The organism is Vibrio sp. 10N.222.55.C6 (assembly GCF_041473395.1).
GTDB classification, from domain to species: Bacteria; Pseudomonadota; Gammaproteobacteria; order Enterobacterales; family Vibrionaceae; genus Vibrio; species Vibrio crassostreae_C.
This window is the reverse complement of the sequence record NZ_JBFRSD010000001.1, coordinates 146658-160649: the sequence shown is the minus strand read 5'-3', so window position 1 is coordinate 160649 and position 13992 is coordinate 146658. Positions and strand designations below refer to the sequence as shown.

Genomic DNA, 13992 nt, shown 5'->3' with positions numbered 1-13992 from the left:
AGTAATCGGGGCTTTTTATTTTAAGCTATTGCTCGGTAACTAAACCAAATGGCGACTCAGCCAAACGGCAACTGAGCCAAACCTTGGTTAAACCGTAAACTTATTCAATAGCTCGTCTTGTTGGCGAACATTGTCAGTTTGCTGCTGCATTGCGGTATTCGCTTCTTGGGCCGCTGTTGATACTTGTGTTGAAAGGTCTTTGATCTTAACAGTGTTGTTATTGATCTCTTCCGCTACTAAGCTCTGCTCTTCTGCCGCTGAAGCAATCTGGATGTTCATATCTGAGATGCGTTGAATCGCGTCACGGATACGGTCAAGTGAAGAGTTCGCTTGCTGAGCGCGTTCAACGGCGTCAGTGGCTGTGTCTTTACTTTGGTTCATCGCGTTCGATACTGAGCTTGCACCCGCTTGGAGCTGCTCGATCATGTTGCGGATTTCCGTAGTTGATTCTTGAGTACGTTGTGCCAGAGTACGAACTTCATCGGCAACGACTGCGAAACCACGGCCTGATTCACCAGCACGCGCCGCTTCAATAGCCGCATTCAATGCCAGTAGGTTGGTTTGGTCTGCAATATCGTTGATTACTTTTAGAATTGTTTCGATGTTGGCTGTTGCTGATTCAAGTACTTGTACTTCGGCAACCGCTTGGTCGATACGTGCTGAAAGGTTATCAATCGCTTGAGTGGTGTCACTTACGACAGATGTGCCGTCTAGCGTTGCTTCGTCTGCTTCACGGGCTGCCGCTGCTGCGCCTTGAGCATTGTTTGCAACTTCAGTTGCAGTAACCGCCATCTCGTTCATTGCAGTCGCTAACTGTTCAAGCTCTTCCAGTTGGGTATTCATCGCTTTCGCTGATTCGCCTGCACCTTTAACCGTGATTTCAGTACCACGCTTAATTTCAACACCAATCGCTTTCGATTGAATGATCTGATTTTGCAGGTTTTCAGTAAAGGTGTTGAAACCTTTCGCTAGGTCAGAGAACTCTTGGTCTGTGTTGGTATCTAGGCGCTTAGTTAAATCACCTTGACCGCTCGCCACATCTTGAATGGCTTGGTTAAGCGCATCCAGTGGACGCATTAACACACGAATCAGAACAGTCAGTGCAATGATGCTGAGAATAACTGCAATCAACGAGTAGATCATTGAGCTGTTCTTCAATTCTTCAACGGTTTGGAACGCGATCTCTTCATCGAGGATTGCACCTATATACCAATCTTCACTAGGGATGTGGGTGAAATTAACTAGGAACATTTTGCTGTCGACTTCAATTTCTTGAGAGCCTTCACGAATAGTCGCTTGTGGCATGTAGCTTGATAGCGTTTCACCGTTGTTTTTCGCATTTGGGTGAGCAATCGTGGTGCCGTCGGCTGTTACTAGGAACAGGTAACCCGCATCAAACAAGTTCACTTGGTTGACCAAGGTAGCAAGGTTCGTCAATTCTAGGTCGTAGAACATACCCGCAGTAAAGCGGCCGTTGTCTTTAACTGGAGTACCTACTGATATGATGACTTTCTTACTTGATGCATCCACATAAGGAGCGGTAACAACTAAACTGTTTTTGGATTTAGCATCAATGTACCAAGGACGAATTCGTGGGTCGTAGTCTGGACCGGCATCCCAACCATCATCATTTTCAATAACGAAACCGTTTGCTTCATAACCAAAACCAACCGCTAGGAAGCTGTTTTTAAGCTTTGGCTTTTCTAAGATTTCTTTAACGTAAGCGCGATCTTCAGGGTTGATCTCGATGACTTCAGTCGTCGATTGAGCCAACGCTTTCTTGGCGTTCATCTCCGATACGACGGTATTTTTCACGCCCGAGACCATCTCTTTCAGGCTCGCATTGACGTGGTTTTCTACTGCACTTCTTACGGTGTAAAGTTGTTGTATTGAAAGCAATGATACTGTCACTAGCAGCAAGGCTGATGATGCAGCAACCACCTTATGGCTAAATTTCATTGAGTTTTCCCCTTCTCACAGGCTTTGCGAAGACTAAAGTTAATCGTGTTTTTGTAATTATATATATCGACTAGATTGGATTTTACTTGAATGTAATTTCACAAAATAGACTACAAAAATACAACAACCTAAACAATGCAAAATTCACTAAAGCGCATATTTGTTGCTTTTAGTATTTGGTTCAATGAGTTGGGGAATGGGGCTAGACGGAGTTTAAGGAGGAATTAAGAATGTATTAATTTGATAGTTATGCGTTCAGTTTTCTATTAAAAAGAGGCGGGGTGAACAAACGATATGAAATCAAATGACATGCAGAGCTTATAAATTAATTGAACTCCAAATAATACTGTGTATATATTTTCGCAAATAAAAAGCCCCACAAAAGTGAGGCTTTATAAACTGAATCTTTATTGAGTTACATAAGTAGTATCTAATTTAGAATATTAGATGCGCTACACCAGCGATAACTGGAAGCGTAATTAACGTACGCAGAATAAAGATAATAAACAGTTCTAAGATGTTCACTGGAATCTTACTGCCTAGAAGTAGAGCGCCCACCTCAGACATGTAGATCAGCTGAGTTACCGACATTGCTGCAATAACAAAGCGAGTCATCTCGTTGTCGATAGAAGCCGCAAGGATTGCTGGGATAAACATGTCCGCAAAACCAACAACAATCGTTTCAGATGCTGCAACCGCTTCAGGAACACCAAGTAGCTCTAGGAATGGAATGAAAGGCTGACCTAGGATTGAGAACACAGACGTGTATTCCGCAATAACCAGTGCCATTGTACCTAAACCCATAACAACAGGCAGTACGCCAAATACCATATCTACGGCGTTACGAACGCCTTCGCCAAATACAGATTTAGCCGACTTTACTTGAGATGCTTTATTTACCGCTAGCTCAAGACCCCAAGAGAATGTTGAGTGACCTGCTGGGATCGCGTCAGCGTCTTTGTGCGGCTTGCTGCCATCAATGAAAGTATCTTTCTTCATGCTTAGTGGTGGAAGGCGAGGGATGATCACCGCTGCCACAATACCCGCTAAACAGATTGCTGCGTAGAAAGGTAGGAACAGGTGCTCTAGTTCTACCTGAGCAATAACCACAAGACTGAATGTGATAGAGACTGCTGAGAAAGTCGTACCAACAACCGCAGCTTCACGCTGAGTGTAGAATTTCTTCTCGTACTGTTTGCTTGTAAGCAGGATACCAACACTGCCGTCACCCAACCAAGAAGCCATACAGTCAATAGCACTGCGGCCTGGTAGGTTGAAGATTGGACGCATGATTTTACTTAGTAGCGTGCCAAACAGCTCTAGTAGACCAAAGTTAAGTAGAAGCGGAAGTAGCAAACCAGCAAAGATGAATACTGAGAACAGTGTCGGAAGCAGGCCTTCTAGAACCAGACCACCAGTATTTTCTTCCCAAATAACCTCAGGGCCAACTTGGAAGAAAGCCATAACGGCTGCAGCACCACCAATTAAACGAACCAGCAACCACAGTGGAGATGGGTTGAAAAGGCCGTTTAAAAATGAATTTGATGTAATGAATGTAGGCTTAAAAATGGTGCTTAAAACTGAAGCTACAGACATGAAAGCAACGATCGCAGTGATGATAGGGACTAGATATTCACCGAAAACCGCTTGAATTGATTTGGCTAAGATAGCTACAGGGATGGTTAGATCACCTTGATAGCTGATTGGCGCCATGAAAAGGAATAAACCAATCAATGATGGGATTAAGAAAACCCAGAAACTGCCTTTAGATTTCTCTGTTTGAGCAGTATTCTTGTTGTTAGACATGTTATTGTTCTCGAATTTCTACACGTAAAAAGCCACATCCTTGGCATTTTTATTCACTAAACGTCCGTATTTTCTCATTGGGTGCAAGATTACCCAGTATTAATATCGCTTGCAATACTATTCATCAAATATCGCTAAATATTCATACTGGTTATTCTGCAACGTATTAAGAGTTTAGAATAAAGTGTTGCGGATGTTACGTAGTTTGAGGTTATATTGCCAGATATTTATAAATTGACTGGGATTTCAGTTCGATAGGTCAAGTATAACCAGTAGCTAAACGCAATAATGAAAGCAAAAGAGGCTGGGAAAGCCAATGCCAAGATTTCGAAGCGTTGGAACAGACAAGCGCCAATTAAGCCGCCAAACAGGAAGCCAACCACAATGAAAATTAGCAGTTTGGCTTTACGGCAGTCAAAAGGCATCCCCTTTAAGCGAGCGCCAATCATGATCCCAAGATCGGTAATGATCCCGCTCATGTGTGTTGTTCGAATGATTGCCCCGCTGTAAGTGGTGATCATCGCGTTCTGCAAACCACACGCGGCTGAAGCGAAATACTGACCTGAAGTATAGCCTTGCAACAGTGTCCACAGCGCCAAAAACAGCAATCCACCCTCAATACATAGTGCAACACCGTAACGGCGTCCTAACTTCAATGCTTGGTTTTCAATAAAGAACCCGCTGAACGCCGCACCTAACATGAAGCTCATGATCACCAATAGGAGGTGAACAGAAGCCGAGGTCGGTGTAAGCAGGCTACTGCCTAGCAAAGACATGGTGCCGGAGATATGGGAGATAGCTTGATGTTGGAAGCCAAGTAAGCCGATAGCATTAACACTGCCAGCAAGACCAGCTAACAAAAGGGCGCCGTATTCAACCCAGCGAGGTAACTTAGAAATCATGTGGTTCACCCTGGGTTAAATAGAGGAGCAAGATTATAACGCTAGACAAAAGATACGCTAGCGCTGTGAAGCGGTGATATTTGATCTTAGGCAACAGTATTGCAGTTTGTTTTAATACTGTTGCTATATAAAGATAACGGTCAATAACGAGATAAAGATAACGCTCAATGACGAACTAGTTGTAATGGCTCATTTGGTGGTCGAACTTAACCCAACCGTGTTTGCGTTCTTCATAAACCGAAAAGCTCGGCAGTGGGAAGTCTTGCTCTTTAAATAATCCGAGCGGGACGATATAAAAATCAGCGGCGGCAACCGACTGCAAAAGCATGGTGGTGCCACACTTGGGACAAAACTGATAGGTGACTTCATTACCCGTATCGCTGATGCGTGAAAAAGAGGTCACTTCACCGCTGAGTGTAACTTGTTCTATTGGGAACCGAGCCTGAATGCCGAACACACTTCCGGTGCGTTTCTGACACTCATAGCAATGGCAGACAGATGTACGTTGAGGTTCACCTCGGCATACTAGGTTGACTGCTCCACAGCGGCATTCGCAACTTCTGATATTTCTATCTTTAATATGATTGATATCCATCCATGCTCCACTTCTGGTTAACCCTGTATTGATAATTATACTAAAGCCCTTTATGGTCTGCACAACTGGATGAAAACAAAAGAATATAATTGCCCATGAAAAAGAAAATCTTACCTATCCCTCTGATTCTACTGATTCCAATTGTCATGCTGGTTGTGGTGATAGTAGCGGGTATTTATCGCTTTAGCTTAAGTGATGAAGAGATCTTGGCGAAGTTTCCTTCTTCTCAAGTGAGTTATGACCCAGTCGTAGAAACCGTTTTTGATTTGAAGACGACCAATCCATGGACAATTAAAGTTCCTGAGACTAACGCCTACGCTTTTATCAATGAAGTTGATGAGCCTAGAGCCATCGCGTTTGGACGCTATGACTCAGGTGTTGAGCGCGGTGTGGTAACGGTAGACACCAATAATCTTTCAGCCGCCACGTTGGGCAAGGCGAGTTTCTTTGTCGCGCCGATGTGGATATCTAACCAAGGCAGCGGTGTTTTCTATTATCTAGGCCTGTTTAAGCATGACCAGCAACGAAGCCGTGTGGTGTTAGTCGACCAACTTTTACTGGGTGATCGTATACAAATTCAGACATTGGAGGTAGCTCAGCAGCCAGGTTCGCAATCACAGAATAAACTTACTGGGGAAGGTTTTATCGGCTTTACTCAGCATTCTGCGGAACAATCATTTGCAGAACCCCCTTCTGAAAAGGTGTTAATGAGTTTTTCTTTTGATACGCAATCAATTGGTAAGCAATAACGTTTTCGTGAATGTAAGGATCTGTTGTTTATGTGAGTCAAATTACATATTATCTTAGTTAGATGAATGAAATTTAGACACACTTAGCTTTGTGTCCGCTTATTTTTACAAATGGAGCTTGCGAATGATTAATAAACGTTTTTTTAAGACGAAAGATGAAGTTGAAGTGACCTTCGAGCTAGAAGCTCAGGAAGCGAACTCTGTATCCATCGTTGCTGACTTTCTTGATTGGAAAGCCACCCCAATGAAAAAACTGGCCAAAGGGAAGGTTTACAAGTTTAAAACTCGTCTACCTAAAGATGGCGAGTTTCAATTCCGCTACCTAGTTGATGACCAACAATGGGTGAACGATGCGAATGCCGATCGTTACATCCCAAATGAATTTGGTGAAGACAACTGCCTAGTGTCGACGGTAAACGCATAATCTTTTCTTAAAGCCAGCGACTAATTCGCTTCGTTTATTAATTATTCGAAACGGAATAACGTCAACCAATAGAAAGCAGAAACTAGCCGTTTCTGCTTTTTTATTTTTAAATTTAGCGGTTAATTTTATTTCTTATCTAGTGGCTCTTCATCTACGGCAACTCAATGACTTAGGCTAAGTTGGGAAGATTCACATCATATTATGACAATGCATTGATGATTTATGCGTTTGAAAAGCATATCCTATGCCTTTATATCGTAGAAAGACCTGTTTACCGTGTATTCAAAAATATTTCCCTCTCCGTTTGCTGAGCTTTCACCTGTAAAAAAAGTAGCTATTTTGGGACTGCCACTTATTGCTGCGATTGGTGTTGCTTTGCAATCGTCACAATCGGATCTGACGAAAACGATCGATCTTGATTTGCCCGACTCAACCGTTATTGAGTCAATTCTGTCACCATCTTCTGTTACCGTTATTGAGCCGCCGACATTTGAGTATCAAATTCAATCTGGCGATAACTTGAGTAGCATCTTCACTCAGCTTGGATTTTCTTACAAATCGATGATGAGCGTGATGGAAACTGATTTGAACTTCCTTGCTTTAGATACGCTTCGTCCGGGTAATACATTACGCTTTTGGCGTGATGAAGCGACCGGCGACCTTTCTAAAATGGAACTTCAATTTAGCGTCGCGGACAAAGTGGTTTACCGATTACTTGATGACGGCAGCTACGAATTCGAAGACATCTCTATTCCTGGTGAATGGAAACAAAAGCCTTTAGTGGGTGATATTCACGGCAGTTTCTCTATGTCGGCGAACAAGGTTGGCCTGAATAGTCTTGAGATTGACCATATTGTGACGCTTCTTAAAGATAAGTTGAACTTTAGCCGCGACCTGCGCGCTGGCGATCAGTTTGAAGTGCTTCAGAAAGCACAATTTGTTGATGGTGTCGCAACCGGAAAGCGTGAAATCGAAGCGATTAAGATCATGAATCGCAATCGTGTTGTTTCTGCGTACTTACACACTGATGGGCAATATTACGATGCCAATGGCGATAGCTTACAACGTGCTTTCCAACGTTACCCAGTGAGCAGTGGATGGCGTCAGAGTTCTCAGTTTAACCCTAAGCGCTTACACCCTGTAACAGGCCGAGTCTCACCGCACAACGGTACAGATTTCGCGACGCCAATTGGTACGCCAGTTCAAGCGACGGGTGATGGCAAAGTGATCATGACGCGTAAACACCCTTATGCGGGTAACTATGTGGTGATTCAACACGGTAGCACTTATAAAACGCGCTACTTGCACTTAAGCAAGATCCTTGTTCGTAAAGGACAAACGGTATCTCGTGGTCAACGTATTGGCCTATCGGGTAAAACGGGTCGAGTGACAGGTGCTCACTTGCACTATGAACTGATCGAACGTGGTCGCCCTGTTGATGCGATGAAAGCGAATATCCCAATGGCCGATTCTGTGCCTAAAAAGGAAAAAGCGACATTCACAGCCGCGAGAGATGAAGCCGACAAGCTATTGAAGGCAGCGTTAGAAACGCGCAATCTAGCAATGGTTAATAATGCTAGTAAGTAGCTAGCCATTAAACTGTTTTAAAGCCGCAAGAGCATCACAAAGCACAGTCAGTGTTAAGTGATGCTCTTGCGGCTTTTTAGTTCTCAATAGAAGGTTCGGTAAGGGTTTAAACTAAAGGCTCTGAGTGCGCGACATAGCTAACGATAGCTTCAGGTCGCATTGGAGGTGAGTAGAGGTAACCTTGGATCTTGTCACATCCCATCGCGTGCAGCTTTTCTAATTGCTCACGCTTCTCAACACCTTCCGCAACCAAAGATACATCGAGTCTATGGGCCAGTTGAACAATCAGCCATACTACGCTCTCTGAGGTCGAACTAGTTAACAAGTCTCGAATAAAGGTCGCATCAATTTTAATGCAATCGATAGGGTAGCTGTGGATGTAGTTCAAACTGGAGTAGCCTGTACCAAAGTCGTCGAGTGCAATCGTGAAGCCTTGTCCTCTCAGAAAGTTAAGCGCGGATTTTGTCTCTTGTGTTGGCGATAACAGAACGGTTTCGGTTAACTCGATAACAAACTCATTCGCCTTAAAATGGTGCTGTTCAATGGTTCGAGTCAGGTAGGATATATAACGTTTCGAATCAGTAAGCTCGTGCGCAGAGCAGTTGATTCCAAGTTTAACCTTGTAGCCCAAGCCTTGCTCTAGTGTGGTTTTAGCGCGGCACACCAATTCAATAATGCGTTCACCTAATTCGACAATCAGCCCTGACTCTTCTGCCACTTGAATAAACTCTACGGGTGAGATGTCTCCATGTCTGGCGGTTTTCCAGCGAGTCAGTACCTCGAAATATTCCCATTGCGTTTCACCTTGACCCACAATCGGCTGTACCACTACGTACATTCCATTGCTGTCGGGGATATAGCTTTGTGAAATTGGGTTTTCCAGCTCACTTCGTAGCGCTGCGACTAGCTCGGTTTTTCTTTGGTAACGAACTCTTAAGTGAGTGTCATAACATTGAATATGAGTATCTTGGCTGTGTTTACACTCTTTAAGCGCCAAGCTGGTATTGAAGATGATTTGCTCAACGTCTTTGTTGTCTCCATCCGAACTGGCAATACCGATGCTGACGTCGAAATCTATCTTGATATCAACGCTACTGTAGCCCTGCTTAATTTTGGCCAGTATTTGTTCGCACACGGCTATCGGATCAGAATGGTAGGTGATGAAGGCGAACTCGTTGCCTGCAGTCCGGAAAGTCAGGTTGCTCTCGGGTAAGGTTCTCCGCAATGTTTCTGCGACAAATTGGAGGACTTTATCGCCAATATAATTGCCGTGCATGTCATTGATGGCTTTGAAGCTATTGATATCGAGTAAAGCCAATGTAAATGGAGTGACGCTCTGTTGAGTAATCGACTCTAAGGTATCTGATAGACAGCTTCGGTTGAGTAACCCGGTTAGGCTGTCGTGTGACACCTCATAACTAAGCTGATTTACAAGTTGTTCGGAACGATCGTTAAACCACATTTCACGCAAGGTGTGGATGATGATGTCGGCGAACAATTGATGGTGCTTTATCACGTCTTGTTGCTGATCAGGGCTAAGAGGCGAGGTGAACGTTGAAAACAGCACGCCCATCACTTCGCCACTTTGAGTTCGAGTCGGGATCGCGATGGAGTTTTGTGAGGTGATTTCCTGCCTAAATGCGGATGTTGGCAATGACTGGACGACGTACTGAGCAAACGAGCAATCTGGGTGTCTTTGGTTGACGGCTTGTTGGTAGATGTGACCATGGCGCGCATTGATTTTGTCATGCAATACATGATCAGAATGGGCGATCACCAAAGGAACGGTTTGGTCAGGGAAGTACTTCTTCTCAATGATGCTGGTGTATTGAGTATCAAAGGTCTGATGTAAAGTAAGCACAGCTGACTCTAAAAGGTCGATACCTTCCAATTTCAGCAAACGGCTAATGCGCTCTGTGTCTATCATGCTATTGTGCGTATGTTGAGTCATAGCCACCACCCCTAGTTAACCAGATTCACTGTGTAAGCGGTATACGTATTATCTTGTATATGTGCGAACTTGTATAATCTATATGCGTCAAGTTTATTATTGACCGTGTTGTATAACTTTTCAAATTAAAACGTGACTTATTTCACAGAGCTTGCGTGCTACGCTCTTTGTCTAGCCTGTCTTTCAGATGGTCCAAAAAGAGCTTGGTTCGCGTGTGCGAGTAATCAAGCTTAGGGTAGTACGCGTAAACCATCACTTCGTCGGCGGTAATATTTGGCAATACTGGAACTAATGTCCCTTGCTTTAGATCCTCTTTGATCATCGCTTTGATGGTTAACAGTACGCCCATTCCTCGCTTCGCAGCATGAAACAAAGCCTCTGGATTAGTGGTCGCAAAGTTACCGTTTAACGTTATTCGCTGCCCTTTGGTGAGTGCTACTTCACGGGTCGGACGCTCTCCCCAAATTAACGAGTTGTGTTGCTCCAAATCTTGCTCGCAAGTGGGGTAGCCGTGTTTGGCAAGATAGCTTGGTGCTGCATAGAAGCTGGCTCTGTGTTCAAACAGCGGTGTTTTCTTGAAGCTTAATGAGTTGAGTTGTTCTAGTTCACGACTGATCACCAGATCTAAGCCCAGTTCAGGTAATTGGCCTGGCGTGGTCGTGATCAGCTGCACCTTAATATCAGGGTATTTTTCTAAGAAGTCGTCCATGTATTGCACCAGAAACTTAGAGCCAACCGCAATCGTAGCGCCAATCTTTAATAGGCCTGCTGGGGTTTGGTTAACCGAGCGAGTCTCATCAATAATGGACTGCCAATTGTCGAGCTGATCCTTGGCTCGCAGGTAAAAGAGCGCACCTGCTTCGGTTTGGCTAATCGAGCGAGTCGTTCGCTTTAACAGTTGGGTGCCGATGCGCTCTTCTAACCAGTTCACTCTTTTACTGATCGCCGAGCTGGTGGTGTTCAGCTTTCGAGCAGCACCATTGAAGCTGCCTTCTTCGACTACTCTGACGTAGCTTTTTACGTTAAGAATCCAATCCATATTATTTCCTGTTGGGACTTAATAAAATTCCAATTTAGCTAATTATCAATTATTGGTTTTGAATGTAAACTCGTCTAATGAACAAATATCAAACGAATAGGGAATTTTTTGAGCCAATCGACCTTTAAAAAAACACCGTTACTCTTAGCAATGATGATTATTGCTACGGGGCAGGTGGGTGTGAGCATCTACTTGCCAGCATTACCGTTAATTGCTTCTGATTTAAGTGCTACTCAAGTAGATGTACAGCTTCTCGTCACGCTGTTTCTGGTGGGTTTTGGCTTGTCTCAGCTATTTTACGGACCGATGTCCGATGCGGTGGGAAGAAGACCTATCTTCTTGTTAGGTCAGGGTGTTTATTTGATTGGTACAGTCGTTTGTGTTGTGTTTTCTGACAATATGACGGCGCTAGAAGTTGGTCGCTTGCTGCAAGGTTTAGGGGCGGGTAGTGCCTCGGTTCTTGGGCGAAGTGTGCTTCGTGACAGCTATGATGGTTCACAGCTTACCAAAGCGTTGTCTTATATCTCTATCACCGCTTCGATCATGCCGATCATTGCGCCGGTATTCGGTGGTTGGATTTCATTTCACCTCGGTTGGCAGGCGGTGTTCCTGTTCGTTTTATTGTATCTACTAGCGATATTCACACTGGGTTACTTTGTTCTGCATGAAACTTTGCCATACGGAAAGAGCCGCTTTGATGCGTGCCAAGTGGTGAAGAACTACGGACGCTTGTTGACCAATCGCCAAGTGTTGACCAGTGCCAGTTACAACTGGATGAGCTACATGGCGAGTTTGGTATCTTTATCGCTGTTTCCATTCTTAATGCAAGAGCAATTGGGGCTGACCGCCGCTGAGTATGGTTCATTGATGATTGTCCCTTCGGCAGGCTTACTGATAGGTAGCGTCGCTTTAAACTTACTCAATCGTAGGTTTAGTACGCCCCAACTGATGAGCCTAGCTATTTTGATTATCTTGGCATCGGGAACTTGGCTTCTTACTCATGAGTTATCCATCTTTAACTTAGTTTGGGCGTTTACTTGGTTGGCGATAGCACAAGGCATCTCGTTCCCATTATCAATCAGCATGTTATTAGAACCTCATAAGAAACAAGCGGGAGCAGTGTCGGCATTGTCTGGTTCAATTCAGATGTGTTTAGCGGGTTTATTGGGTGGGTATCTTGTAGAGAGTTGGGTCACGACTCATCTTCAATTAGGCGTGTTCTACCTCATTATTGGTGCAGCCATGGGCGGAGTGCTTTGGTCTTCAACCAAAATGAACAAGAAAGGCGATACTGTTGAAGTGGAATATAGCTAAATGCCAAATTCACTATCGTTTAACGCACCATCGTTAATACGTTGTATTTGTGCTGATGGTTTTCTACAATGCTTCGGTCCATTGAATAGGTAAAAACAAAATGCAGCAAAATGAATTTGAAGTACTGGTAAAAGCTATCTGCGCACTAGATGGCCTGCCTCAAGCGCTTGAGCTATTGAAATCCAATGAGGATACAGAAGTCGCTGAGGCTGCTGCATCACTGACTGGTCAATTTGCACTTGCTGAAGTGGAAGGCGAAAAGCGTATTTACCACGTGACGCTTCAAGAAAATGAACAAGGCGAAGAGCAAGAGTACATCGAACATGTTATGAATGAAGGCGATGACTTAATCAAATTTGCAGCTTGGTTCTTTGAAACGATGTTTGAATTGAAGCAAAAAGACACATACCAAATTGCCGGTAAAACTTACAGACAGCCAAAGCGCAGCTAGGTTTCTCAGTAAAGCATTTTAGAAAGCAGCTCTATTGAGCTGCTTTTTTTATCAGTGTCTAAATCAATGTCTTGGGTTGTTATTAGGAATGGAGCATTAAGCTCAAACCAGAATTTAGGTTAACTCATTGATATACAAAAACAATGCTGATTAGCACAGAGACAAAATTAGGCTAATTGCAAGTGGATGCTTAATATTGCATTAAAGTGTGATTTAGATCTTGTTTTTGGGCGTTTTAAGTGTAAAATCCGCGCTAAAGAAAGTTGATTATGTGCGGAGATAAGCATGAATTACGAACTAGGCCACGCATACCTTGGTCAAATGGCAGCAAAAAACATGATGCACGAAGCATTGTACGGCACTTCAAAGCCAAAGAAACCATCGTTCTTTAAGCGAATGATGAAGAAAATGGCTAAATAAGCATTTTCAAAAACGGAATTTTAAAAGGCCTTAAACTCGATGAAGTTTAAGGCCTTTTTCGTTTTAGCGATTGGTGAAAGTTATCGCTTTGTTTTGTTGTGGATGGACACAAAAAACACTAATTAAGCTTCTGACTAATGGCTTTTAATGAACTCAGCCAGCAGATTGATTGGATAAGTCGACCACATTATTAGGGATGCTATCTAAGCCATTCTCTTTCATCCACGCTTCTAAGTTATCGGCACCACCGATGTACTTACCATCAAGCCAGATCTGCGGGACGGTGACCGGTGTTTTCTCACCAATGTGTGCTTTTACCTCTGGAATCATACGGTACAAAGCGGCGCTATCTTTTACGACATCGTGGTATTGGTATTCAACACCCGCTTCATCCAACATTTTCTTTGCTTTAACACAGAATGGGCAGGTCGCCTTACCATAAACGATGTTGCCTTTTAAGCTGTCTCGTTTGGTCCACTCTTTGATCACGGATTGGATTAACACACCGCGATTAAGCGCTTCACCTTGGCTGACAACCTTGCCTTCAACAACAAGGATTGGGGCGTGCCAAGAGCCAAGTTTTAGAGGCTCCCACCAGTGAGACAACCAATCTTTCACTTCCAGTTCGACATCGACATCTGATAACTCATTCTCAAAAGTATCCTTAAGAATGTCTTTGGTAAGGGTACATTCCCCACATGGGATATTAACTTTAAATGGACCCCAACTGCCTGCCCAACGGTATAGTGTAATCTTGACTGGTTTCTTCATGGTTACGGCCTCGTTTGAATTCTC

13 protein-coding genes are annotated in these 13992 nt (G+C 43.8%); 6 read left to right on the top strand and 7 right to left on the bottom strand.

The annotated features are described in order from the left end of the window. Positions 1-87: 87 nt before the first annotated feature. From AB4486_RS00655 to AB4486_RS00640, 4 genes are all read right to left on the bottom strand, one after another. Positions 88-1959, bottom strand: a complete 1872-nt coding sequence (locus AB4486_RS00655; RefSeq protein WP_372116174.1) for a methyl-accepting chemotaxis protein — start codon at positions 1957-1959, stop codon at positions 88-90. A gap of 435 nt (positions 1960-2394) precedes the next feature. Further along, entirely contained in the window at positions 2395-3765 is a 1371-nt protein-coding gene (locus AB4486_RS00650; protein WP_017067418.1) for a YjiH family protein, read from the bottom strand. Between the two features lie 227 nt (positions 3766-3992). Continuing rightward, on the bottom strand, positions 3993-4667 hold the full coding sequence (locus AB4486_RS00645) for a YoaK family protein (protein WP_372098513.1): 675 nt from the start codon (positions 4665-4667) through the stop codon (positions 3993-3995). Between the two features lie 175 nt (positions 4668-4842). Further along, positions 4843-5325, bottom strand: a complete 483-nt coding sequence (locus AB4486_RS00640) for a GFA family protein (protein ID WP_170791798.1) — start codon at positions 5323-5325, stop codon at positions 4843-4845. A 32-nt stretch (positions 5326-5357) separates the two neighbouring features. Here AB4486_RS00640 and AB4486_RS00635 point away from each other — a divergent pair, with 32 nt between their 5' ends. The 3 genes from AB4486_RS00635 (at position 5358) to AB4486_RS00625 (ending at position 8022) form a co-directional block, all read left to right on the top strand. Beyond that, the gene (locus AB4486_RS00635) at positions 5358-6011 is read left to right on the top strand and encodes a hypothetical protein (protein WP_017064322.1); all 654 of its coding nucleotides are present in this window, start codon (positions 5358-5360) and stop codon (positions 6009-6011) included. 124 nt (positions 6012-6135) lie between these two features. Next, entirely contained in the window at positions 6136-6435 is a 300-nt protein-coding gene (locus AB4486_RS00630; protein ID WP_009845720.1) for an isoamylase early set domain-containing protein, read from the top strand. 276 nt (positions 6436-6711) lie between these two features. Beyond that, on the top strand, positions 6712-8022 hold the full coding sequence (locus AB4486_RS00625; protein WP_372116172.1) for a peptidoglycan DD-metalloendopeptidase family protein: 1311 nt from the start codon (positions 6712-6714) through the stop codon (positions 8020-8022). A 106-nt stretch (positions 8023-8128) separates the two neighbouring features. On the opposite strand, the gene AB4486_RS00620 is transcribed toward AB4486_RS00625, so the two are convergent. After that, a complete protein-coding gene (locus tag AB4486_RS00620; RefSeq protein WP_372116170.1) occupies positions 8129-9973 on the bottom strand; it encodes a putative bifunctional diguanylate cyclase/phosphodiesterase in 1845 nt (614 codons plus the stop codon). A gap of 142 nt (positions 9974-10115) precedes the next feature. Further along, positions 10116-11012 carry a LysR family transcriptional regulator gene (locus AB4486_RS00615; RefSeq protein ID WP_017068382.1) on the bottom strand — a complete coding sequence of 299 codons (897 nt, stop codon included), beginning with the start codon at positions 11010-11012 and terminating at the stop codon, positions 10116-10118. A 108-nt stretch (positions 11013-11120) separates the two neighbouring features. Between AB4486_RS00615 and AB4486_RS00610 the strand changes: the two genes are divergently transcribed. The 3 genes from AB4486_RS00610 to AB4486_RS00600 all read left to right on the top strand — a co-directional run bounded on the left by AB4486_RS00610 (position 11121) and on the right by AB4486_RS00600 (position 13197). Continuing rightward, entirely contained in the window at positions 11121-12326 is a 1206-nt protein-coding gene (locus AB4486_RS00610; protein ID WP_102427990.1) for a multidrug effflux MFS transporter, read from the top strand. A gap of 100 nt (positions 12327-12426) precedes the next feature. Continuing rightward, the gene (locus AB4486_RS00605; RefSeq protein ID WP_017057980.1) at positions 12427-12777 is read left to right on the top strand and encodes a hypothetical protein; all 351 of its coding nucleotides are present in this window, start codon (positions 12427-12429) and stop codon (positions 12775-12777) included. 285 nt (positions 12778-13062) lie between these two features. Next, a complete protein-coding gene (locus tag AB4486_RS00600; RefSeq protein ID WP_010431176.1) occupies positions 13063-13197 on the top strand; it encodes a hypothetical protein in 135 nt (44 codons plus the stop codon). 153 nt (positions 13198-13350) lie between these two features. Here the strand turns inward: AB4486_RS00600 and AB4486_RS00595 are convergent, their stop codons facing one another. Beyond that, complete coding sequence (locus tag AB4486_RS00595; RefSeq protein ID WP_017064328.1) at positions 13351-13968, bottom strand: glutaredoxin domain-containing protein; 618 nt, start codon at positions 13966-13968, stop codon at positions 13351-13353. Positions 13969-13992: the final 24 nt, after the last annotated feature.